Below are 22,428 nucleotides of genomic sequence, written 5' to 3' on the forward strand. Positions count from 1 at the left end.
CAACATTCGAAGACGCAGCGCGTCGGGCCGTCTAGTCCTCGTTCGCCTTGAATCGCCCGAGCCCCCTCAGCACGAAGGGCGCCAGCAGCGCGATCAGGGCCAGCGCCAGCAGCGTCGCCGAGATCGGGCTCTGGACCAACGCCATGGGATCGCCGAGGCTGATAGCCAGCGCACGGCGCAGCTGGCTCTCGGCAATCGGTCCGAGGATCAGGCCGACCACGACAGGCGCGATGGGAAAATCGAACCGGCGCATCAGGAAACCGAGCACGCCGAAACCCGCGAGCATCGACAATTCGACCACCGACGGCTTTGCGGCGATCGTGCCCATGGTCGCGAAGACGAGAATGCCGGCATAGAGCCAGGGCTGCGGGATCGCGAGCAGCCGCACCCACAGGCCGACTAGCGGCAGGTTGAGCACCAGCAGCATCGCATTGGCGATGAACAGGCTGGCGATCAGACCCCACACCAGATCGGGCCGCTCGGCGAACAGCAGTGGCCCCGGGTTGAGGCCGTATTGCTGAAAACCCGCCAGCATCATCGCGGCCGTCGCCGAGGTCGGCAGTCCCAGCGTGAGTAACGGCACCAGCGTGCCGGCGGCGGAGGCGTTGTTGGCGGCTTCCGGACCCGCGACGCCTTCGATCGCGCCCTTGCCGAATTCCTCCGGATGTTTTGTGAGCCGCTTCTCGGTCGAATAGGAAAGGAAGGTCGGGATCTCCGCACCGCCCGCTGGCAGCGCCCCGATCGGAAAGCCGAACATGGTGCCGCGCAGCCACGGCTTCCACGAGCGCTTCCAGTCTTCTTTCGTCATCCACAGCGAGCCGCGCACCGGCTCGAGCTTCTCCTCGGTGTGGTGGCGGCGCGATGCGACGTAAAGCGCCTCGCCCACCGCGAACAGGCCGACCGCGAGCGTCGTCACCTCGACGCCGTCGAGCAGCTCGGGGACGCCGAACGCGAGCCGCGCCTGACCTGTTAGCTTGTCGATGCCGACGAGGCCCAGCGTCAGGCCGATGAACAGGCTGGTCAGGCCGCGGACCGGTGAATCCCCGAAGGTCGCCGACACCGTGACGAAGGCGACGCACATCAGCGCGAAGTAATCCTCGGGTCCAAAGCGCACGGCGAAATCGACCAACCACGGGGCGAGGAACGCCAGTCCGATGGTGGCGATGGTGCCAGCGACGAAAGAGCCGATCGCGGAGGTCGCAAGCGCCGGTCCGCCGCGGCCGGCCTTGGCCATCTTGTTGCCTTCGAGCGCGGTCGCCATCGAGGCGCTCTCGCCGGGCGTGTTGATGAGGATCGCCGTGGTCGACCCGCCATACATGCCGCCATAATAGATGCCCGCGAACATGATCAGCGATCCACCGGGATCGAGCTTGTACGTCACCGGCAGCAACAGCGCGACCGTCAAGGCCGGGCCGATGCCGGGCAGCACGCCCACGGCGGTACCAAGGAACACACCGATCAGTGCATAGAGCAGGTTCATCGGCTGGACGGCGACCGCCATGCCATGCGCCAGCGCGGCAAAAGTGTCCATCACAGCAGTCGCTCCAGAGGGCCGGTCGGAAGGCTCAGCGTCAGCAGGCGGTCAAACGCGAGATAGATGAGGGTCGACATGACGAGGGCGATGACGGAATCGACGAGGACGGCGCGACGCCCGAAGGCCGCCGACGTCGTCACGAACAGCGCCGACGTCGCCAGGATGAAGCCGCCGCCGAAGCCGATGATGGCGATCAGGAGCGCAAGGCCAATGAGGATCAGAACCACTGGCACGGGATCGGAACTCTCGCGCGCCGGCAGATTGCCGCGCATCGCGTCGATGAAATTGCCGATCGCAAGCAGCGCAAGGCCGCTGGCGACCACGATCGGCATCGCCTCCGGCCCCATGCCATACATCGCGGTGGTTGGCAGGCCGCTCGCGTCCCAGACCAGCACCGCGGCGAGACCTGCGAGCAACGCAGCGATGACGATGCCGGCGCGATCGACGCGCCTCGGCGGCTGGGCGGGATCGCTTGAGGTCATGACTTGACCAGGCCGACCGATTTCAGCACGTCAGTGACGCGCGCCGTTTCCTTCTTCAGGAAGTCGGCGAAGGCGTCGCCACCGAGATAGGCGTCCTCCCAGCCCTTCTGCTTGAGGATCTCCTTCCAGGCGTCAGACTTCACCATCTTCTCGACGGCGTCGCTCAGCGTCTTGCGCTGCTCCGGCGTGATGCCGGGAGGCGCGACCACCGAGCGCCAGTTGGCGATCACGAGGTCGATGCCTTGCTCCTTGAAGGTCGGGATGTCGCTGCCTGTGATGCGCTTCTCCGAGGTCACGCCGATCGCGCGCAGCTTGCCGGACTTGATCTGCCCTTCGTACTCGCTCAGTCCCGAAATGCCCGCGGTGACCTTGCCGCCGAGGATCGCCGCCAGCGACTCGCCGCCGCCCGAGAATGGGATGTAGTTGATCTTCTTCGCGTCGGCGCCGACGGCGCCCGCGAACAACGCGGCCATCACATGGTCGACGCCGCCGGCCGAGCCGCCGGCGAAGGTCACTTTGGCGATGTCGGCCTTCACCGCGGCGGCGAGGTCCTGCGCCGTCTTGATCGGCGAATTCGCGGGAACCACGATCACCTGGATTTCCTCGGTGAGGCGCGCGATCGGCGTCACCTGCTCGAGGGTGACAGGCGACTTGTTCATGGCGAGCGCACCCACCATGACGAAGCCGTTGACCATCAGCTGGTTGCCATCGCCCTTGGCGCCGTTGACGAATTGCGCGATGCCGACGCTGCCGCCGGCGCCGGGAACGTTAGTGACCTGCACGCTGCGCGCAACGCCCGAGGCCACCAGCGCCTGCTGCATCGAGCGGGCGGTCTGGTCCCAGCCGCCGCCGGGCGCTGCCGGCGCCATCAGCTTGAGCTCGAGCTGCTGGGCAAGGGCCGGCGTGGCTGCCGCCAGGGTCAGCGCGACGGCCGCGCCGACAAGGCGCACGGGAAATCGAAACATCGGGGCATCTCCAGGCTCATGCGGACGTTTGCCGCATTGTGTCGTTTGGTCGCATATCAGCCAAAACGGCTGATGCTGTCCAGTGACATCCCCTGGGGCTCCTGGCTAACGGGCCGTCGGCATCGCCCCTCCGAGCGCGGCCGTCAGCTCGGCGGCGACATCCCGCACGATTTGCCCGATCTCCGGCAACCTCTGGTCGGTCAGCCGGCTGGTCATGCCGGAGACCGAAATTGCCCCGAGTGGCTCGGCGCAGTCATTGTAGACGACCGCGGCAACACAGCGCAGGCCCATGCAGGCCTCTTCATCATCGAGCGCGTAGCCCTGCTTGCGGATCTTTTCGAGCTCCTTGAACAGGTCGCTCGGCCGCACGATCGACTTCTCGGTCAGGCGCGGCATGCCGTGATGGCGGATGACCGCGCCGACGTCTTCGTCCGAATAGGTCGCGAGCACCGCCTTGCCGACCCCCGACGTCACCATGGCGACGCGGCCGCCGACCTGGGTCAGCGACCGCATGATCTCGCGGCTTTCCATGCGGGTCAGCACGATGATGAATTCGTCGTCGACGACGGCAAGATTAGCGGTTTCGCGGGTGAGATCGCGCAGCTTGCGCAAGTAAGGGATCGCCTGCGCAGAGAAATTACGCCGCCGCGCGATGCTTGCCCCGACCGTGAAGCTGCGCACGCCGACATGCCATTTGGATTCGGCGCGATCGAACTGCACGAAGCGGCGACTTTCCAGCGTCGCCAGCAGGCGGTGCACGGTGGAGGCCGACAGGCCGGTGCGGACCGCGAGATCGCTGAGGCGATAGCCTTCGTCGTCTTCAGCGAGCGTTTCGAGGATCGACAGCGCGCGGTCGACCGACTGCACGCCGCCGTCACGGCCCTCATGATCGGCCTCTGCGGCCGACCTGGGCTCGAGCGATTTGCGCCTGATCACGTTCTTGCTCATCGCGACCTGCATTTGCCAATCCGACAAGGCGCGAGCCGCCTCTTCCCCCTCTCCCCGTTCTTACGGGGAGAGGGCCGGGGTGAGGGGCCATCTCCGCAAAGACAGTGAGAGACGGACTCGCGGAAGCTCCCCCTCACCCGGAATTTGCTGCGCAAATTCCGGCCTCTCCCCGCAAGCGGGGAGAGGCGAAACAAGCTCAGAGCAGCCCTGCCCCGCGCGCCCACTTGTACTTGGCCCCGAGCACCTCGACCGGCAGCTCGGTCGAATAGGCGTAGGCCGGGATGCCGTTCTGATAGAGATATTCGGCGGCTTCCTCGACCTCGACGTCACCGGCGAGCGAGGCAACCATGGGCTTCACAAAACCCTTGGCCTCCATCTCCTTCTTCACCTCGACCATGTTGCGGGCGAACACCATCGGCGGGGTGACGATGGTATGCCAGTAGCCGAGGATCAGCGCGTGGATACGCTCATCCGACAGGCCGAGCTTCACCGTGTTGACGTAGGTGATCGGCGGTTCGCCGCCGGTGATATCCACAGGATTTCCGGCCGCACCAAACGGCGGGATGAACTTGCGGAAGGCCGCATCGAGATCCGGCGGCATCGACATCAGCGACAGGCCGTTGTCGACGCAGGAGTCCGACAGCAGCACGCCCGAGCCGCCGGCACCGGTGATGATCAGCACGTTCTCGCCCTTCGGCGTCGGCAGCACCGGAACGCCGCGAGCGAATTCGAGCAGCTGCCGCAAGCTGCGCGCGCGGATCACGCCGGACTGCGCCAGGACATCCTCGTAGATCTTGTCGTTACCGGCGAGTGCGCCGGTGTGCGACGAGGCCGCCTTCGCGCCGGCCGAGGTGCGGCCGGCCTTGAGCACGACGACAGGCTTCTTCTTGGAGACGCGCTTGGCCGCTTCCGCGAAGGCGCGGCCGTCCTTGAGGTCTTCGCAGTGCTGCGCGATCAAGTTGGTGTTCGGGTCCTGCTCGAAGAAGGCGAGCAGATCGTCCTCGTCGATGTCGGACTTGTTGCCGAGGCCGACGATCGCCGAGACGCCCATCTTGGCCGAGCGCGAGAAGCCGATGATCGCCATGCCGATGCCGCCCGACTGCGACGACAGCGCCGCGTGGCCCTTGACGTCGTAGGCCGTGCAGAAGGTCGCGCAGAGATTGGCGGGCGTATAATAGAAGCCGTAGATGTTCGGCCCCATCAGGCGGATGTCGTACTTCTTGCCGACCTCGACGATCTCGGCCTGCAGCTCCGGCGCGCCGGCTTCAGCGAAGCCCGACGGGATCAGCACCGCGCCCGGGATCTTCTTCTCACCGCATTCGGTGAGCGCTGCCGCCACGAACTTTGCGGGAATCGCGAACACCGCGACGTCGATCACACCAGGCACGTCCTTGACGCTCTTATAGGCCTTGTAGCCGAGGATCTCGGCGGCTTTGGGATGGATCGGATAGATATCGCCCTTGTAGCCGCCGTTGATGAGGTTTTTCATCACGGAATTGCCGATCTTGCCGTCCTCGGCGGAGGCGCCGACCACGGCGACGGCCTTCGGCTGCATGATGCGGTTCATCGCCGCGACGATCTCTTCAGTCGGCCGCGGCTTCGGCTTGGGAACGTAGGCGAAGTCGACGACGATGCGGACGTCGGCGGCGGTCGCCCCCTTCGGCGTCGCGAACACCGGGTTGAGGTCGAGCTCGACGATTTCGGGGAAGTCGGTGACGAGCTGCGAAACCTTGACGATGACGTCGGCGAGCGCGGTGCGGTTCACCGGTTCCCCGCCGCGAACGCCCTTCAGGATCTCATGCGCCTGGATGCCGTCGAGCATCGACAGGGCATCCTCCTTGGTCGCGGGCGCGAGGCGGAAGGTGATGTCCTTGAGGACTTCGACCAGCACGCCGCCGAGGCCGAAGGCGACCAGCTTGCCGAACGAGCCGTCGGTGATCGAGCCGACGATGACCTCGGTGCCGCCGGCCAGCATCTGCTGCACCTGGATGCCCTCGATCTTGGCGTCGGCCTTATATTTCTTGGCGTTGGAAAGAATGGTCTCGTAGGCCTTCTCGGCATCCTCGGCCGTCTTCAGGCCGACGATGACGCCGCCGGCTTCGGTCTTGTGGAGGATGTCCGGCGAGACGATCTTCATCACGACCGGGAAGCCCATCGCGGAGGCCATCTTGCCGGCCTCGCCGGCCGACTTCGCCACGCCCTCCTTCGGCACCGGAATGCCATAGGCGTCGCAGACCAGCTTGCCTTCCGGCGCCGTCAGGCTGGTGCGGTTGTCCGCCTTGACCTGGTCAAGCACCTTGCGGACGGCATCTTTGGAATTGGACATGTGGCTTCTCCCTTGACCTCAGTTCGTTCTTTATCAAGCGCGCGCGTTGCGGCTGCCCGTGATGCTTGCCATTCGCCGCGCTCTGTTCCATGCCGCGGAACGGAGTGGCATAAAGCCGAGACTACTCCGCCGGCGTGGATCAAAAATGGCTGGCGATGGCATTTGGTATGCCAGAAGCCAACTTGTCAAGCCAGAGCGCACCTTAGAACGCCGCAAAAAATAGCCAGCTTGACATTCTGGCATGTGGTATGCCAAAAACTTTCCCGTTAATATTCCTGTAAAAGACGACTCCCACTGGAGGAGATTCGTCGTGTCACTACGGAAACCAACCAAGGCGTTGCCGAACATGGCCGAGGCAGACATCGCAATCGTTCGTATTGCCCCGGAGAGCAGCTTCAAGAACAAGGCGTATGACGCCTTGAAGGAAGCCATCCTCAAGATGGACATCTATTCGACGCCCGAGCCGGTGATGCTCGACGAGCGCGCGTTGTCCGAACGTCTTGGCGTCAGCCGCACGCCGATCCGCGAAGCGATCGCGATGCTGGAGCAGGACGGCTTCGTGAAGACGGTGCCGCGCCGCGGCATCATGGTGGTGCGCAGGACCAAGAGCGAGATCGTCGACATGATCCGCGCCTGGGCGGCGCTGGAGAGCATGGCCGCGCGCCTCATCACCACCACCGCGCGCAAGAAGGACATCACCGCGCTGCGCGATTACTTCAAGGACTTCGGCAAGGACCGCCTGCCCGAGGACCATGTCGAGGAATATTCGCGCGCCAACATCGCCTTCCACCAGGCGCTGATCTCGCTGTCGGAATCCCCCGTGCTGGTCGATCTCACCAACGACCTGCTGCTGCACGTGCGCGGCTATCGCCAACTGACCATCGGACGCAAGGACCGCACCGCGACCTCGCTGCCCGAGCATCTCGGCATGATCGAAGCACTGGAAGCGCGCGACACCGAGCTCGCCGAGAAGCGCGCCCGCGACCACACCCTTGGCCTTGCCGCTTATGTCGAAGCGCACGGCCAGGAACTGTTCACTTAACGACGTTCACCAGAAGGGCGAACAATTCGCCCCGCATCTTGAGACCAGGGAGACAAGGCCCATGCTGAATACCGCGACCAAGTCCGAAGCACCGGGCACCGAGCAGGAACTGACGGATGGCTTCCATCTCGTCATCGACGCGCTCAAGCTGAACGGCATCAACACCATCTATAATGTGCCGGGCATCCCGATCACGGATTTGGGCCGCATGGCGCAGGCCGAAGGCATTCGCGTGATCTCCTTCCGCCACGAGCAGAACGCCGGTTATGCCGCGGGCATTGCCGGCTACCTCACCAAGAAGCCCGGCGTCTGCCTCACGGTCTCGGCGCCCGGCTTCCTCAACGGTCTCACCGCGCTCGCGCACGCCACCACCAACTGCTACCCGATGATCCTGGTTTCGGGCTCGTCCGAGCGCGAGATCGTCGACCTCCAGCAGGGCGACTACGAGGAAATGGACCAGCTCGCGATCGCAAAGCCGCTGTGCAAGGCGGCCTACCGCGTGCTGCACGCCCAGGACATCGGCATCGGTTTCGCCCGCGCCATCCGCGCCGCGGTCTCGGGCCGTCCGGGCGGTGTCTATCTCGACCTGCCGGCAAAGCTGTTCGGCCAGGTGATGAACGCCGATGCCGGCCAGAAGTCGCTGGTCAAGGTGATCGACGCCGCGCCCGCGCAGATCCCCTCGCCCGCTTCGGTCAAGCGCGCGCTCGACGTGCTCAAGAGCGCGAAGCGTCCGCTCATCATCCTCGGCAAGGGCGCGGCCTACGCGCAGGCCGATGAGGAGATCAAGAGCTTCGTCGAGAAGAGCGGCGTGCCGTTCCTCCCGATGAGCATGGCCAAGGGTCTGCTGCCCGACACGCATCCGCAATGCGCCGGCGCCGCCCGCTCGACCGTGCTGAAAGAGTCCGACGTCGTCATGCTGATCGGCGCGCGCCTGAACTGGCTGCTCTCGCACGGCAAGGGCAAGAGCTGGGGCGAAGCGCCCAAGAAGTTCATCCAAGTCGACATCGAGCCGAAGGAGATGGACTCCAACGTCGAGATCGTCGCACCCGTGGTCGGCGACATCGGCTCGGTCGTCTCCGCCTTCAACCAGGCCATCGCTACGGGCTGGACCGCCCCGCCGGCCGAATGGACCAAGGCCATCGTGACCAAGCGCGACGAGAACGTCGCCAAGATGGCGCCGAAGCTCATGAACAACAAGTCGCCGATGGACTATCACGGCGCGCTCGGCGTGTTGAAGACCATCATCAAGGATCATCCCGAGGCGATCCTCGTCAACGAAGGCGCCAACACGCTCGACCTCGCCCGCGGCGTCATCGACATGTACAAGCCCCGCAAGCGTCTCGACGTCGGCACCTGGGGCGTGATGGGCATCGGCATGGGCCAGGCGATCGCGGCCGCGCTCGAGACCGGTCATCCCGTGCTCGCTGTGGAAGGCGACAGCGCCTTCGGCTTCTCCGGCATGGAGGTCGAGACCATCTGCCGCTACAACCTGCCGATCTGCGTGGTCATCTTCAACAATGACGGCATCTATCGCGGCACCGACGTCAACGGCGCGAACGCCGATCCGGCGACGACGGTGTTCGTCAAGGGCGCGCGCTACGACAAGATGATGGAAGCCTTTGGCGGCGTCGGCGTGAATGCCACCTCGCCCGACGAGCTCAAGCGCGCCGTCAACGAAGCGATGGCCTCGGGCAAGCCGACGCTCATCAACGCGGTGATCGATCCGGCCGCGGGCTCGGAGAGCGGCCGCATCGGCAACCTCAATCCGCAGAGCGTCCTGCAGAAGAAGAAGTAAGTCCACCCCTCAACCCTTTATTCCCTGTGGTTCGCAGGGGCAGACAGAGTACGGAGCAACACAATGACCAAAGCGCTCGAGGGCGTTCGCATTCTCGACTTCACCCACGTTCAATCAGGACCGACCTGCACCCAGCTGCTGGCCTGGTTCGGCGCCGACGTGATCAAGGTGGAACGTCCGGGCGTGGGTGACATCACCCGCGGCCAGCTGCAGGACATCCCGAACGTGGACAGCCTGTATTTCACCATGCTCAACCACAACAAGCGCTCGATCACGCTCGACACCAAGAACCCCAAGGGCAAGGAAGTCCTCACCGAGCTGATCAAGAAGTGCGACGTGCTGGTGGAAAACTTCGGCCCCGGCGTGCTCGACCGCATGGGCTTCCCCTGGGAGAAGATCCAGGCCATCAACCCGAAGATGATCGTCGCCTCGATCAAGGGCTTTGGCCCCGGGCCTTACGAAGACTGCAAGGTCTATGAGAACGTCGCGCAGTGCACCGGCGGCGCCGCCTCCACCACGGGCTTCCGCGACGGCCTGCCGCTCGTCACCGGCGCGCAGATCGGCGATTCCGGCACCGGCCTGCATCTCGCACTCGGCATCGTCACCGCGCTCTATCAGCGCACGCATTCGGGCAAGGGCCAGCGCGTCACCGCGGCGATGCAGGACGGCGTGCTCAACCTCGCCCGCGTCAAGCTGCGCGACCAGCAGCGCCTCGCCCACGGCCCGCTCAAGGAGTACAGCCAGTTCGGCGAAGGCATTCCGTTCGGCGATGCCGTGCCGCGCGCCGGCAACGATTCCGGCGGCGGCCAGCCCGGCCGCATCCTGAAGTGCAAGGGTTTTGAGACCGATCCCAATGCCTACATCTACTTCATCACCCAGGCTCCGGTCTGGGAGAAGATCTGCGACGTGATCGGCGAGCCCACCTGGAAGACCGACCCGAACTACGCCAAGCCGGCCGCGCGCCTGCCGCGCCTCAACGAGATCTTCGCCCGCATCGAGCAGTGGACGATGACCAAGACCAAGTTCGAGGCGATGGAGATCCTCAACAAGGACGACATCCCCTGCGGCCCGATCCTGTCGATGAAGGAGATCGCCGAAGACCAGTCGCTGCGCGCCACCGGCACCGTGGTCGAGGTCGACCACCCCACCCGCGGCAAGTACATCTCGGTCGGCAACCCGATCAAGCTGTCGGACAGCGCGAGCGACGTCACCCGCTCCCCACTGCTCGGCGAGCACACCGACGAGATCCTGCGCTCGGTGCTCGGCTTCTCCGACCACCAGGTCGCCGAGATCCACAAGTCCGGCGCGCTCGACCCGCCGCAGAAGCAGGCCGCTGAGTAAGCGGGCTTACACGAGACTAATGAAAGGGCCGCCCTTCAAGGGCGGCCCTTTTTGCATGAGAACGCCGTTGGGCGTGAAGGCTCAAAACTAAAAATGAAAAACAACCCCATGCACAGTAGCTAACCCCTTGGCTGCAGAGCAATTTCTATTTTAGCGAAATTCCTTTGACGCGTCGGGCAAAACAGGGGTATTGTGCGATCATCGGAACGTCCGCGACCCGGCGGTTGGGCCGCCGTTTTCAATTCCCCCTTCGGAGACGGTGACGCTTTGACGGGCTTTGAGCGCTAGCAACGGACGGCTACGCGCGGGCAATTGACCGCCCCTTCCCCCGAGCACGATCGAGAGGCCTCTTTGCCTCGGGATATCTTGTATCCGACTTTCTATCTGTGATTGACGATACTTAGCCACTTACCTAGCTTCGAACCATGTTTGAAATCACCGGGGACGATATTTATCTTCTGAATGACACTGACCTGCGCGCGCTGATTGGGCGGCTATGCGAAGCCGAACTGCGGCGGCAGGGTTATTCAGTCTCGCATGCGACTTGGGGCGGTAGTCAGACCGCCAAGGACGGCGGACTCGATGTGCATGTAGGGCTGCCGGCTGAGGCCATTGTCACCGGCTTTATTCCGAGGCCCGAGACAGGGTTTCAGGTCAAGAAGCCCGACATGCCACGAAAGGAAATTCTCGATGAGATGAAGCCGGACGGCGTTGCGCGCTCCGTCATTGTCGATCTTGCCAAGGCATCGGGGGCATACATCATCGTAAGTGCGACCGGATCGACAGCTCATTCAGCGCTCAACAACCGCAAGAAGGCGATGGCTGAGGCGATGGAGGGCATCGCCGACGCGTCAAAGCTCGCGCTCGATTTCTATGACCGTAACCGGGTTGCGACTTGGCTCCGCGATCATCCGGGCCTTATTCCATGGGTTCGTTCCCTCATTGGCAAGTCGATTCCGGGCTGGCAGTCCTTCGGGTCGTGGTCCCGCGCTCCCGGCGGCGTGGATGACTCCTACCTGTTCGACGACGAAGCACGCATCAAGACAGGCGATGAGAACGAAGGCGAAGGCCTTAGCGCGGTCGACGGTATAAACCGCGTCCGCGACGTTCTTCGGAAGCCGGGACAGGTGGTCCGCCTTGTCGGCTTGTCCGGTGTGGGAAAAACGCGACTTTGCGAGGCACTATTCGATGACAAGATCGGCAAGGAAGGCCTCGATCCATCGCTTGCTTACTATACGAACGTGGCGGAAGGCCCAAACCCGCCGCCGGTCGGACTTGCATCCGACCTCATCGCAGCACGTAGGCGGGGTATCCTTGTCATTGACAACTGCCCCTTTGAGCTTCACGGCGAGTTGGCGAAAGTAGCCCGCGAAGCGAACTCGATGATCAGCGTCATCACGGTCGAATACGACATTCGCGACGACCAACCCGAAGGTACCGACGTGTTCGCGCTGGATACGTCGTCGCCCGCGCTTATCGAGAAGCTGGTGGCCCGGCGCCATCCTCAGATCTCGCAAATCGACGCTGGGACCATCGCGCAATTTTCGGACGGTAACGCTCGGGTGGCCCTCGCGCTCGCAGCTACGGTAGAGAAGAACGGGTCCATTACCGGGCTTAGCAACGCGGATTTGTTCAAGCGGCTCTTCCAGCAACGGCACGAACATGATCCCGACCTGCTCCTGATCGCACAAGCCTGTTCGCTGGTGTATTCCTTCGAGGGCGTCAAGACAGAAGGTGACGGCGCGGAACTGCCCATCCTTGCCGGGCTAATCGGTAAGCCCGTATCGGAGGCCTATGCGGCCATTGCCGAGCTGAAGCGGCGCGACTTATTGCAGGAACGCGCAGAATGGCGCGCAGTGTTGCCGCACGCCATTGCCAACCGCCTCGCGGCCCTCGCATTGCAGAACATTCCTACCGCGACGATTATGAATGCGCTTGTGATGAACGCACTCGCGCGCCTGCGGCGTTCCTTCTCGCGGCGGCTCGGTTACCTCGATGGCAGTAAGGAAGCCCGTGCGATCGTGGAAAGGTGGCTGTCGCCCGGTGGCATCCTCGCGGACATCTCCAATCTCCGCGAGGATGAGTGCACGATGCTGGTGAATGTCGCTCCGGTCATGCCGGACGAAACTTTGGCTGCAATCGAGCGAGCTCTCCAGAATGCGGACCGTTCGACGCTCGCCAAGAATCTGCATCTCGTGCGGCTTCTACGCTCGCTGGCTTATGAACCCGCGCAATTCGAGCGGGCCATAGCTCTCTTGATCAAGTTTGCGCAAGCGTCGGATTCCGATGATGACAACAGCGCGGCGGGTATCGTGCCGTCTCTGTTTCACATTGTTCTTTCCGGGACCCATGCGCCGATTATAGTGCGCCTAAAGGTGCTGGAAAGCCTGCTTCGGTCGGAAGAGGCTGGGCTGCGTACGCTCGGATTAAAGGCACTCGACGCTGTCCTGAAAACTGATCACTTCTCGTCGTCCTACAGTTTTGACTTTGGTGCGCGTTCACGCGACTACGGCTACTACCCGCCGACGGGCAAAGATGTGCAGGATTGGTTCGGCGCGGTCCTGCAACTCATCTCACCCATAGCCCTGTCCGATGATCCCATTGCCGCGGGTGTTCGCACATCTATCGCGCACGAGTTCCGGGGACTCTGGTCGCACACCGGACAGATCGATGCTCTTGAGAACCTCGTAAGGGCGATCGGGAAAAAGGGATTCTGGAGAGCGGGTTGGATAGCCATACGCCAAACACGGGTCTTTGATAGCGAGCACATGCCACCCGATATCCGTGAGCGGCTGATCGCTCTTGAAGAGTTGCTTCGGCCCAAGGACCTCGTCGATCAAGTAAAAGGTGTGGTTCTGGGATCGGGTCCAGGAAGCGTTGACCTCGACGATCTCGAGGACGTCGTGAACGACGATTATGCGGGCGCTACCGAACGCATGAACCGAACGGTCGAGAATCTGGGCAAAGATGTTGCGAACGATGACGAAGCGTTCAAAAGCCTGCTGCCAGGCCTGATAAGGGGCGGTTCACGCGTCCCTCTGTTCGGAGCAGGCCTCGCAGGCAGCACCGAGAAGCCATATGAGATTTGGCAGGCCTTCGTAACCGAATTTGCGGCGACGGAGAAGCCAGCTACGGGCGTGATGGGCGGCTTCCTAGCTGGACTGCAAAAGCGGGACGCCAAACTGACCGACAAGATGCTGGACGAGGCGCTACAACACCCGTCGATTGGGCCGTTATTTCCTCAGCTTCAGACGAGTGTTTCGATCGACGACCGTGGGCTGGAACGGCTGCACGAAGCGCTTGAGCTTGGGAAAGCCGACATCAGCCAGTTTTTCATGCTGGCCTATGGCCGCGTGAGCGATGAGATTCCGGGGCCTCAATTCCGAGATCTTTTGCTTGCCATTGCAAGCAAGGCTGGCGGCTTAACGGTTTCGCTAGAGATATTGTCGATGCGCCTGTTTGCCGATGCGGCTGACAAGTGTTCGTCTGCCCCTGAAGTGACCCAGATCGGCCGGGCACTTTTGAACGCGTTCGAGTTTCACAAGAAAAATGGACGTACCGATAAGGAGGATCGGGAACTGGGCCGGATCGCCCAGGTATCCCTCGTGGGAGATGAGGGCATTCCCATCGTGCGGGGCATCGTCCGAAAAATGATGGTGGCCGTACGGCGCTATAACGTATACGCGCACGACCAGGACGATCTGATGACCGGGCTGCTTCGGGTTCATCCGACGGTCGTGCTGGATGAAGCGTTTTCGGGTGACGCTAAGGCTATAGCAAACGCCGTTCAGGTTTTCGCCGACTTCCAGCGGTTCCGTAAAAATCCGTTAGGGGTCGTGTCCGACGATGTTCTGCTTGCCTGGTGTGATGCTGATCCTGAAGTCCGCTACCCGATTATGGCGGCATCGGCCGGCATATTTAAGCGCCCCGCAAACAACGAGCCGCACGAATGGCTTCCTCTAGCCGCAAGACTTCTTGCCAAGGCGCCTAGTCCGCAAGCCGTTCTCAAGGAGATCGTCCGGCGTCTTCATCCCACGAGCTGGAGCGGCTCACTTGCCACGAAACTTGAGGGGCGGTTGAGGCTCCTTGAGCGAATTCCGATCGATCAGACCCCAGCGCTTAATGATGCGCTTAACGCGGCCAAAGCAGTGTTGCAGGAGAGGATTGTGACCGAGCGAAAGCACGAAGCCGCAGATAGCAGGTCTCGTAGCCGCCGCTTTGAAGATTGAGAACGCGTAGACACATGAATATCGAGGCTTTTCCTTTTCCAGCGTCGATCGCGAACGGACGATCATGCCTCAAAGAGCTTCCAGCCCGAGCCGGCGGAACAACTTTCGATCGGCTTCGTCCTGCGGATTGCCCGCCGTCAGCAGGGTGTCTCCGACGAAGATCGAGTTTGCGCCGGCAAAGAAGCACAGTGCCTGCATCTCGTCGGTCATGGCCGACCGTCCCGCCGAGAGCCGCACGAAAGAGGCCGGCATCATGATGCGCGCCAGCGCGACGATGCGCACGAACTCGATCGGACCGATCGGCGGCGCTTTCGCCATCGGCGTTCCCGGAATCGGGATCAGCATGTTGATCGGCACGCTCTCCGGCGCCTCGGGTAGGTTGGCGAGCGTGACCAGCATGTCGACGCGGTCCTGTTCGCTCTCGCCCATGCCGAGGATGCCGCCACAGCACACTTTCATGCCGGCCTCGCGGACATGCGAAAGCGTATCGAGGCGATCAGCGAATGTGCGGGTGGAGATGACGCTCGGATAGTAGCGCTCCGAAGTATCGATATTGTGATTGTAGTAGTCGAGCCCGGCCGCGCTCAGCCGGTCGGCCTGCCCCCGGTCGAGCATGCCGAGCGTCATGCAGGTCTCGAGCCCGAGCTGCTTCACGGCCCCGACGACCTCGACGATGGCATCCATGTCGCGCGGCTTCGGGTTACGCCAGGCCGCTCCCATGCAGTAGCGCGTCGCGCCGCCGTCTTTTGCCTTGCGCGCCTCGGCAACGATCTTCTCGATCTCCATCAGCTTGGAGGCCGCAACAGCTGTTGCGTGATGCGACGACTGGCTGCAATAGCCGCAGTCTTCCGGGCAACCGCCAGTCTTGATGTTCAGCAGCCGGCTCAACTGCACGCGATTTGGGTCAAAATGCTCGCGATGCACGGATTGTGAACGGAACAGCAGGTCGTTGAAGGGAAGCTGGTAGACCGCCCAGGCATCCTGGCTGGTCCATTCTTGCGTTCCCACGCGAGTCCCCCGGGATCTTTCTTGTGAGGGGATTGGTTTGGTCTCCCCTTCTTTCGCACCGAGCATCACACATCTCCTGACACCGCGGCGGGACCATCGCTCCATCGCGAGCTTCGCCCCAGCCGCAAGGCTGATTTCGCGCGCGAGTTGAACGAGAACGATAGCGGAATTGTGGCTTCTGTTCGTCAAGCGCGGACACTTTGCCGCCGCCGTTGGCGTTGAGGCAAAGTGCCCGAAAGAAGGAAGAGGCGGCCCTTTTTGCTTGAGAACACCTGCATCATCATCCGAAAAAGCCGCTGGTCGGCCCGGCGAAGAGCACTTTGAAGCGCCGGGTTCATGCTCTATCCAGGCGCCAGCCCCTGCCCGACTGCATAGAGCGAGCATTCCTTCCATGCGGCCACGCATTGGCGCAGCGCCTCGCTCTTCGCCTCCTCGACTGTTCGAGTGGTCACCGACGAACAATGACCTTCGCGATTCCAGGCATAGGCTTTGGCGTCGGTCCATGCCTTCACGTAAGCGTCGAAATAGTCCGTGCACGCCGCGTTGAGCAGCAACGGCGCCGGAATGGACGCGCGCGGAGGCAACTCGACAAGCACCGACGTCGGCAGGCGCAACCGGTTCAGGAAGCTCTCGACGGCAGGCCACCAGATGTCCGCGGGTCCCATCGACAGCAGGGCATGGCCATCGACACCGAAGGGCGGCAGCACCTGCAACTGCGCCGGCGCGCCGGAGGCGACATAGGCATCGAACATGCGACGGCCCAACGCAGGCGGAGCACTACGATCGTTCTCCGAATAGATCCACAGCGCCGGAATTCGCGCCGTGCGGCCAAAGATGCCCGCGTCCGCCACGAGATGATCCGGGCTGCAGGTGTGACCCGGGACAGAACCGTGAGCACCCTCGAAGTTCAGAACACCAATGACGCCGGCAGGATTGCCCGCCGCCGCGGCCGTCACCGCAAAGCCGCCGGTTGAATGCCCCATCAGCAGGACCTGATCAGGCTCGACCCATGGCTCGCCGCGGAGCATGACGACAGCGCCAGTGACGTCCTCCGCTGCGATCCGGCCGACCGCAAGATAGTCCCGGTCGTCGCATGGTCCGGAAAGACTCTCGGCGAACCGGCCCTCTGAACGACCGAATCCCCGACGCATGATCGACGCGACGGCATAACCATGCTGTGCAAACGCGACGGCAGCATTAAGGAGATCGGTCGGCGATTGTCGCGCGGCAGCGTCACGAAACGCTTGTCCCGCGGCAGGATTTGTACCGTGAACCAGCAGGACCAGCGGAAAGCGCCCGGGCCGGTCCGGGCGGACGATCATGGTCTCGAGCTTGACCTCGCTGCCATCGTTCAAACTGACGGGTATCAGTCGAACTTGCCGAACGAGGCCCGGCAGAGCCGTATCGGCCGAGGCCGGCAACAGCAGAAGCCCAAGCCACGCAATCAAACAGCCAAGTCGCCTCATCATCGCCTCCCCGGGCTCGATGCTCAGTGATCGGCAAAAGCTCAGAGCGTGCTGCGCAACGAAGGCCCCCCCTGATTTCGCGCAGGAGTTGAACGAGGAACGATAGCGGAATTGTGGCTTCAGCTCGTCAAGCGTCGACAACATCTTGCCGCCAGCGTTGGCGTTGAGGCAAAGTGCCCGAAGAGAGGTAGGGCAATCGCATATTGCATTTTGAGCGGCCCGAGCGCGCGCCTCGTCCTTCGAGACGACCGCTCCGCGGTCTCCTCAGGATGAGGCTAAGCAACACTGTTGCCGTCCTCATCCTGAGGGGCCGCCGTAGGCCGGCGTCTCGAAGGATGGGCTCCGGGCGAGCTATCCGCTGCGCTTCTTGATATGCGAGAGCGCTGCGAAAGAAGGGAGGTCAGCATGTCACTGCTCGGCAAGGCCGCCGTTGCGATGTGGTGGAGCGTCCGCGCCGAGCAGCGCGGCGAGTTCGGCGACTGGCATTCGCATGAGCACTTTCCGGAGCGGATGAGCATTCCCGGCTTCCGGCGGGGATCGCGCTGGACCAGCACGACGGACGCCGAAGGCTTCTTCGTGCTGTACGAGCTGGAGCAATATGACGTGCTCACCTCGAAGGGATATCTCGACCGGCTCAACGCGCCGACGCCGTGGTCGACGAAAATGATGCCGCATCATCTCGGCATGATCCGCAGTCAGTGCCGGGTCGCTGCGAGCTTTGGCGGTGGCGTCGCGACCTCGCTCGCCACCATCAGGCTTTCGCCAGGAACCGGACAGCAAGCCGAGTTGCAGGCGCAACTCTCGGAGACCCTCGACGCATTGGCGCAGAAGCCGGGACTGACCGGCGCTCACCTCCTCCTGACCGATACGCCCAGGACGAGTTCGCCGACCACCGAGCAACAGATCCGGGGAAAGGACGGCGCTGCCGACTGGATCGTGCTGCTGTCGGGTTACGACGCCGATGCCGTCGAGCAGGTGATCGCCGACCGGCTCTCGCCGTTGGCGCTTGGTGCTCTGGGCGCGCAGCACAATCCGACGATCGGCCATTACCGGCTCGCCTTCACGATGACGCCGCAGGATGTAGCGGTGATCTGACGGATGGATCGGTCTCATCCGCGTCAATTTGATTCAATTGAGCGCATGATCCTCAGAGAGGTGTTTTCCGTCGTGTTGCCCGTCATGGAAGGTATCTGATGGGATTCAGCCACCCTTAATGACTGCCGCCCAAAGCTGCTCGCAAAACGGAGCACGAGCATGCGCCTCTTGGTCTTCGGAGTAGTCGCCGCCGCGGTCGTGGGTTTTGGTGCCTACGATCAGTATGACAAGAAGTCGAATTATCAGCGCGTCGATGCGCGCGTCAGCACCGTGACCGATCAATGCTACCTGGAGAAGGTCGAGCGCGGCGTGCTCTCCAAGACGACGTCGACCTCCGACCTGCTCCGCTGCGACCAGGCCGAAATCCTGACGCGCGACCATCCGAAATGGCAGGGCTATGAGATCAAGCACAAGATCGAGGTCAAGTTCGCCTATGTGTCGCCGGCCGACGGAGCGACGCATTTTTCGAGCCTGAGGATGTCCACCTTCCCCAACGGTCAGCCTTTGCGCATGGGGGACGTGCTTCAGGTCCTTGCATCGAAGACCAAGGCGGACAAGACGCGCCAGGCCTGATGGGCCGGGCCGGCGGGCGGGACGATCGCTGACGCCGGCGCTCCCGAGAAAAAAACTGCAAGGCCGTGTCGGATCGGCGGCCGCCCGGTCGTCCTCGTGACATGAATGGGCCATAGACGCCAAACTCGGGCCCATCAATCACTGAGGATGACAATCATGCCCAGCACAGTCCGCTTGCACCGCGTTCTCGCCACCAGCCCGGAGAAGGTCTATCGCGCCTTCCTGGAGGCCGATGCGATGGCGAAATGGCTGCCGCCCAACGGCTTCACCTGCACCGTGCATCACTTCGAGCCCAAGGTTGGAGGCACGTTCAAGATGTCGTTCCGGAATTTCACCACGGGCAACAGCCATTCGTTCGGCGGCGAATATCTCGAGCTCGTGCCTGGCGAACGCCTCCGCTACACCGACAAGTTCGACGATCCCAATCTGCCCGGCGAGATCCAGGTCACCGTGATCCTGAAAAAGGTCTCGGTCGGCACCGAGGTCGACATCACGCAGGCCGGCATCCCCGACGTCATCCCGCCGGAGGCCTGTTATCTCGGCTGGCAGGACTCGCTGCGAAATCTGGCGAAGCTCGTCGAGCCCGAGATCAATCAATAAAGCGCGCAGCCACGACAGGCCGCACCTCAAAACAGGAGGCCGCCTGCTTCGGCGACCTTTTTGGATGGAGGCGTGTTTGAGGTCGTGAACCAGGAACGCTTAACCATGCTCACCGTCTATGGCGAAGGTCGTGGCTTCCGAGTTATCTGGCTGCTTGAGGAATTGGGATTGGCTTATCGGCTGCGCCCGGTCGATCTGCTGGCAGGCGAGATTGATCGCGATTTCCTCGCGATCAACCCCGCCGGCTTCATTCCCGCACTGCAGGACCGCGAGACGATCATGGTCGAATCGATCGCGATTCTTGAGTACCTGCTCGCCCGCCACGACTCAGGTTCGCTTGCTGTCGCCCCGGACGATCCCGCCTTCGCTTCCTATCTGCAATTTCTCCACTTAGGCGAGGCCGGGCTCGCCGGACCGATGAATGCCGTCATTGTCGGTCGCCAATTGGCGCCCGAAGCCGAGCGAGATGCCCGGGTTACCCGCTGGGCGCGCGAGACCTTCGAGAGCCGACTCGGGTTGGTTATCCGCCGCCTCGCGGATTGCCCCTATCTCGCCGGCGACCGCTTCACTGCTGCCGATATCTCGGTGAGTTACGCTCTCCTGCTAGGCCTGCGAACTGGCAACTACGTCCCCGGTTCTACCGAGCGGGACTATCTCGCCCGCACGACCGCACGCCCTGCCTACGCCCGAGCGATGGACAGCTGCCAGGCCACCAAGGCTTGGGCGGCGAGATCACCGGGATTGTAGTGCTCGCTTCATCGGAACGGCGAAGCGCCTGTGCCTAGTTGACGCCGTATGGCCGTCGTTGGGAATTCTGGCTCGGCCATCCGCGCCAATATGGATTCTCCAGGCAGGTGGCAGAGAGTCCTGAAGCGGTCATCCGGCACTGATCGATTGAAGTGTAACTACAGTTGATGACGACGAGGCCATGCTGGTGCCAGGACTGGAGGCACACGGGGTAACGCGGGTCGTAGCGTTGAGCCATGGCCGGCGCTACCGCGAGAAACACCGCGCTCGTCAGGAGCATCCAGTACAGCACCCGCATCTCGCAACCTCTCTCCCGATCCTGGACCGACCAGCACGACAGCGTCGATTTGCCCGTCACGTCTACTGAATCGTTGCGTTCACCGTAATGACCGACCTGCCCGAACCATACGGCCCCTCCCCTGAACCGTAAATGGCGAACGTGTCGCTGCCCTTGTAGCCGCGTGCAGCCGTATAGGTGAAGGTCGTGACGTTCACCTGCCTCAGCGTTCCGTGCGCGGGCTTCTGTGAAATGCCGGAACTGGCCATCATGCCTGGAATTCTGATCGGGAAATTGCATGTTTCACCAGACCTGACAGCGAAGAACGCCACCATGTCGACGCCAAAAGCGGAAGGGTGTCCAGTGACCCGGCATTCGGCCGCGCGAGCCGATGCCGTCGCCAGGCCGAATGCAATGACTGCCAGGACGGCAAACCTCGACATGGCCGACCTCCTGTGACTGATAGTTCTGAGGGATTGAAGTCGGATCACGTCAGTCACCCTTGATTTGGGTCAAGGTTCGGACCGTGGAACCGTTGCGGCCACATCGCGCGCAGATAGCGCGAGAGTCCTGAGGGTGGCCGCCAGATCGCGCGCCTACACGCCCGCTCCCGACACAAGCCCGCCGCTGGCCGTCCAGCGATCCGGGTCGGAACTGTGTCCGATCAGCGCGAGGCCATAGGCGATCGACTCGAACTGGTCGCCCGACATCAGCCGCTCGTTGCCGAACCGTTCGGCGAACAGCTTTCGGACGGCCGGCACAAAGGAAGTGCCGCCGGTCAGGAACACCTTTTCCACCTCGCGCGCGGTGATGCCGGCCTCGCCCAGCACTTTGTCGACGGTGGCTCCCAGCCGCGCGATATCGTCGGCAATCCAGGATTCAAAATTCTTCCTTGTGATGGTCGCGCCGATATCGACGCCGCCGCCTCGAAAGCGGAAATCCACCTCGTCCTGCGCCGACAGCGCGACCTTGGCATCGGACACCGCGCGGTACAGCGAAAAGCCGAGATCGAGATCGACGATGGTGATGAAATCCTCCAGCAGTTTCGGCTTCAGCGCAGTGCGCGCAAGCTCCCGCAGCTCGCGCAGATCGCCGTTGCTCTTCATCATCGCGAGCTGATGCCAGCGCGCGAGGTTGGTGTAGTGGCCGCTGGGGACCGGCAGCACCTTGTCGAACGAGCGGAAGCTGGAGCCTTTGCCGAGCCGCGGCGAGACGATGTGGTCGACGATCCGATAGTCGAACGTGTCGCCGGCAACGCCGATGCCGGCATGGCCGAGCGGCTCGGCGCGCAAGACGCCGCCCGCGCGTGAGAAGCGCATCACGGAGAAATCGCTGGTGCCGCCGCCGAAATCCGCAACCAGCACGGTGGCGTCGCGCTCCAGCCGCCGCGCGAAGGAGAACGCCGCGCCCACGGGCTCATAGACATAGCGCGCGTGACCGGCGCCGAGCCGCTCGAACGCGGCCCGGTAGCGCTGCATCGCCAACGCCTCGTCGGGATTGCCGCCCGCGAAGCGCACGGGACGGCCGACCGTGATGCGTGCGGCCTCGAAGCCGAACTTGTCCCCGCCATGGCGCGCCAGCGTCCGCAGGAACGCGGCCAGAATGTCCTCGAACTTGTAACGTTGCCGGAACACCTGGGTGGTGTTGAAGCTGCTGCTCGCCGCAAACGTCTTGAACGACTGCAGGAAGCGGTAGACATGGCGGCCTTCGAGAAACTGCTCGATCGCCCATGGGCCGCCTTCCGCCTGGGCGCCCGCTCCCGGCCGGTCCTCCCAGAAGCACAGCGCCGACACGTAGACGCTGTGGCGCTGTCCGCCATGGTCGAAGCGGATGGCCTCGACCCGGCGGTCATCAGCCGCGAGAGCGACGACCGTGTTGCTGGTCCCAAAATCGATGCCGATCGAGACGGCGGGCGAGGCGCTCGACATGAACCACTCTGACAGTTGATTGGATAAGGGGGCGGACCACTAGCCGCTTTGCATGGCTATGCCAAGCCGCTC

At 63.1% G+C, this 22,428-nt stretch carries 18 protein-coding genes; 8 read left to right on the forward strand and 10 right to left on the reverse strand.

The features are described from left to right. Window positions 1–31 precede the first annotated feature (31 nt). From NLM27_RS19250 to NLM27_RS19270, 5 genes are all read right to left on the reverse strand, one after another. Complete coding sequence (locus tag NLM27_RS19250; RefSeq protein ID WP_254144808.1) at window positions 32–1,531, reverse strand: tripartite tricarboxylate transporter permease; 1,500 nt, start codon at window positions 1,529–1,531, stop codon at window positions 32–34. Beyond that, window positions 1,531–2,016 (reverse strand): tripartite tricarboxylate transporter TctB family protein, encoded by a 486-nt coding sequence (locus NLM27_RS19255; protein ID WP_254144809.1) that lies wholly within the window; start codon window positions 2,014–2,016, stop codon window positions 1,531–1,533. The genes NLM27_RS19250 and NLM27_RS19255 overlap by 1 nt, the downstream gene beginning before the upstream one ends. Beyond that, on the reverse strand, window positions 2,013–2,981 hold the full coding sequence (locus NLM27_RS19260) for a tripartite tricarboxylate transporter substrate binding protein (RefSeq protein WP_254144810.1): 969 nt from the start codon (window positions 2,979–2,981) through the stop codon (window positions 2,013–2,015). Before NLM27_RS19260 ends, NLM27_RS19255 begins: the two co-directional genes overlap by 4 nt. 105 nt (window positions 2,982–3,086) lie before the next feature. Next, complete coding sequence (locus NLM27_RS19265; protein ID WP_254148868.1) at window positions 3,087–3,929, reverse strand: IclR family transcriptional regulator; 843 nt, start codon at window positions 3,927–3,929, stop codon at window positions 3,087–3,089. Window positions 3,930–4,125: 196 nt separating this feature from the next. After that, the gene (locus tag NLM27_RS19270) at window positions 4,126–6,255 is read right to left on the reverse strand and encodes an acetate--CoA ligase family protein (RefSeq protein ID WP_254144811.1); all 2,130 of its coding nucleotides are present in this window, start codon (window positions 6,253–6,255) and stop codon (window positions 4,126–4,128) included. A 346-nt stretch (window positions 6,256–6,601) separates the two neighbouring features. Between NLM27_RS19270 and NLM27_RS19275 the strand changes: the two genes are divergently transcribed. From NLM27_RS19275 to NLM27_RS19290, 4 genes are all read left to right on the forward strand, one after another. Continuing rightward, the gene (locus tag NLM27_RS19275; protein ID WP_166819518.1) at window positions 6,602–7,297 is read left to right on the forward strand and encodes a GntR family transcriptional regulator; all 696 of its coding nucleotides are present in this window, start codon (window positions 6,602–6,604) and stop codon (window positions 7,295–7,297) included. A gap of 61 nt (window positions 7,298–7,358) precedes the next feature. Then, complete coding sequence (gene oxc, locus NLM27_RS19280) at window positions 7,359–9,092, forward strand: oxalyl-CoA decarboxylase (RefSeq protein ID WP_254144812.1); 1,734 nt, start codon at window positions 7,359–7,361, stop codon at window positions 9,090–9,092. A 63-nt stretch (window positions 9,093–9,155) separates the two neighbouring features. Next, complete coding sequence (frc, locus tag NLM27_RS19285; RefSeq protein ID WP_254144813.1) at window positions 9,156–10,433, forward strand: formyl-CoA transferase; 1,278 nt, start codon at window positions 9,156–9,158, stop codon at window positions 10,431–10,433. Window positions 10,434–10,858: 425 nt separating this feature from the next. Continuing rightward, window positions 10,859–14,662: a hypothetical protein gene (locus NLM27_RS19290; RefSeq protein ID WP_254144814.1), complete on the forward strand. Its 3,804-nt coding sequence runs from the start codon at window positions 10,859–10,861 to the stop codon at window positions 14,660–14,662. A 69-nt stretch (window positions 14,663–14,731) separates the two neighbouring features. On the opposite strand, the gene bioB is transcribed toward NLM27_RS19290, so the two are convergent. Then, window positions 14,732–15,736: a biotin synthase BioB gene (gene bioB / locus NLM27_RS19295; protein ID WP_254144815.1), complete on the reverse strand. Its 1,005-nt coding sequence runs from the start codon at window positions 15,734–15,736 to the stop codon at window positions 14,732–14,734. Window positions 15,737–16,011: 275 nt separating this feature from the next. Next, window positions 16,012–17,136 (reverse strand): S9 family peptidase, encoded by a 1,125-nt coding sequence (locus NLM27_RS19300; protein ID WP_254144816.1) that lies wholly within the window; start codon window positions 17,134–17,136, stop codon window positions 16,012–16,014. Between the two features lie 405 nt (window positions 17,137–17,541). Between NLM27_RS19300 and NLM27_RS19305 the strand changes: the two genes are divergently transcribed. The 4 genes from NLM27_RS19305 to NLM27_RS19320 all read left to right on the forward strand — a co-directional run bounded on the left by NLM27_RS19305 (window position 17,542) and on the right by NLM27_RS19320 (window position 20,151). Beyond that, the gene (locus NLM27_RS19305; RefSeq protein WP_254144817.1) at window positions 17,542–18,231 is read left to right on the forward strand and encodes a hypothetical protein; all 690 of its coding nucleotides are present in this window, start codon (window positions 17,542–17,544) and stop codon (window positions 18,229–18,231) included. Between the two features lie 159 nt (window positions 18,232–18,390). Continuing rightward, window positions 18,391–18,804, forward strand: coding sequence for a hypothetical protein (locus NLM27_RS19310; protein WP_254144818.1), 414 nt, complete (start codon window positions 18,391–18,393; stop codon window positions 18,802–18,804). 156 nt (window positions 18,805–18,960) lie between these two features. Continuing rightward, window positions 18,961–19,404: an SRPBCC family protein gene (locus NLM27_RS19315; protein ID WP_254144819.1), complete on the forward strand. Its 444-nt coding sequence runs from the start codon at window positions 18,961–18,963 to the stop codon at window positions 19,402–19,404. Window positions 19,405–19,509: 105 nt separating this feature from the next. After that, window positions 19,510–20,151 (forward strand): glutathione S-transferase family protein, encoded by a 642-nt coding sequence (locus tag NLM27_RS19320; RefSeq protein WP_254148869.1) that lies wholly within the window; start codon window positions 19,510–19,512, stop codon window positions 20,149–20,151. A gap of 34 nt (window positions 20,152–20,185) precedes the next feature. On the opposite strand, the gene NLM27_RS19325 is transcribed toward NLM27_RS19320, so the two are convergent. The 3 genes from NLM27_RS19325 to NLM27_RS19335 all read right to left on the reverse strand — a co-directional run bounded on the left by NLM27_RS19325 (window position 20,186) and on the right by NLM27_RS19335 (window position 22,356). Further along, entirely contained in the window at window positions 20,186–20,449 is a 264-nt protein-coding gene (locus NLM27_RS19325; protein WP_254148870.1) for a DUF3551 domain-containing protein, read from the reverse strand. A gap of 62 nt (window positions 20,450–20,511) precedes the next feature. Further along, window positions 20,512–20,871: an Ig-like domain-containing protein gene (locus NLM27_RS19330; protein ID WP_254144820.1), complete on the reverse strand. Its 360-nt coding sequence runs from the start codon at window positions 20,869–20,871 to the stop codon at window positions 20,512–20,514. A 153-nt stretch (window positions 20,872–21,024) separates the two neighbouring features. Further along, window positions 21,025–22,356 carry an Hsp70 family protein gene (locus NLM27_RS19335; RefSeq protein ID WP_254144821.1) on the reverse strand — a complete coding sequence of 444 codons (1,332 nt, stop codon included), beginning with the start codon at window positions 22,354–22,356 and terminating at the stop codon, window positions 21,025–21,027. Window positions 22,357–22,428 lie beyond the last annotated feature (72 nt).

Source organism: Bradyrhizobium sp. CCGB12, from assembly GCF_024199845.1.
Taxonomy (GTDB): Bacteria; Pseudomonadota; Alphaproteobacteria; order Rhizobiales; family Xanthobacteraceae; genus Bradyrhizobium.

What these genes read in the sequence shown, in the direction of transcription:
- NLM27_RS19305 (WP_254144817.1), top strand. Translation starts at nt 17,542, where the DNA reads ATGTCACTGCTCGGCAAGGCCGCCGTTGCGATGTGGTGGAGCGTCCGC.
- NLM27_RS19290 (WP_254144814.1), top strand. Translation starts at nt 10,859, where the DNA reads ATGTTTGAAATCACCGGGGACGATATTTATCTTCTGAATGACACTGAC.
- NLM27_RS19275 (WP_166819518.1), top strand. Translation starts at nt 6,602, where the DNA reads ATGGCCGAGGCAGACATCGCAATCGTTCGTATTGCCCCGGAGAGCAGC.
- NLM27_RS19260 (WP_254144810.1), bottom strand. Translation starts at nt 2,981, where the DNA reads ATGTTTCGATTTCCCGTGCGCCTTGTCGGCGCGGCCGTCGCGCTGACC.
- NLM27_RS19330 (WP_254144820.1), bottom strand. Translation starts at nt 20,871, where the DNA reads ATGTCGAGGTTTGCCGTCCTGGCAGTCATTGCATTCGGCCTGGCGACG.
- NLM27_RS19310 (WP_254144818.1), top strand. Translation starts at nt 18,391, where the DNA reads ATGCGCCTCTTGGTCTTCGGAGTAGTCGCCGCCGCGGTCGTGGGTTTT.
- NLM27_RS19325 (WP_254148870.1), bottom strand. Translation starts at nt 20,449, where the DNA reads ATGCGGGTGCTGTACTGGATGCTCCTGACGAGCGCGGTGTTTCTCGCG.
- NLM27_RS19300 (WP_254144816.1), bottom strand. Translation starts at nt 17,136, where the DNA reads ATGAGGCGACTTGGCTGTTTGATTGCGTGGCTTGGGCTTCTGCTGTTG.
- NLM27_RS19320 (WP_254148869.1), top strand. Translation starts at nt 19,510, where the DNA reads ATGCTCACCGTCTATGGCGAAGGTCGTGGCTTCCGAGTTATCTGGCTG.
- NLM27_RS19265 (WP_254148868.1), bottom strand. Translation starts at nt 3,929, where the DNA reads ATGAGCAAGAACGTGATCAGGCGCAAATCGCTCGAGCCCAGGTCGGCC.
- frc (WP_254144813.1), top strand. Translation starts at nt 9,156, where the DNA reads ATGACCAAAGCGCTCGAGGGCGTTCGCATTCTCGACTTCACCCACGTT.
- NLM27_RS19270 (WP_254144811.1), bottom strand. Translation starts at nt 6,255, where the DNA reads ATGTCCAATTCCAAAGATGCCGTCCGCAAGGTGCTTGACCAGGTCAAG.
- bioB (WP_254144815.1), bottom strand. Translation starts at nt 15,736, where the DNA reads ATGCTCGGTGCGAAAGAAGGGGAGACCAAACCAATCCCCTCACAAGAA.
- NLM27_RS19315 (WP_254144819.1), top strand. Translation starts at nt 18,961, where the DNA reads ATGCCCAGCACAGTCCGCTTGCACCGCGTTCTCGCCACCAGCCCGGAG.
- oxc (WP_254144812.1), top strand. Translation starts at nt 7,359, where the DNA reads ATGCTGAATACCGCGACCAAGTCCGAAGCACCGGGCACCGAGCAGGAA.
- NLM27_RS19250 (WP_254144808.1), bottom strand. Translation starts at nt 1,531, where the DNA reads ATGGACACTTTTGCCGCGCTGGCGCATGGCATGGCGGTCGCCGTCCAG.
- NLM27_RS19255 (WP_254144809.1), bottom strand. Translation starts at nt 2,016, where the DNA reads ATGACCTCAAGCGATCCCGCCCAGCCGCCGAGGCGCGTCGATCGCGCC.
- NLM27_RS19335 (WP_254144821.1), bottom strand. Translation starts at nt 22,356, where the DNA reads ATGTCGAGCGCCTCGCCCGCCGTCTCGATCGGCATCGATTTTGGGACC.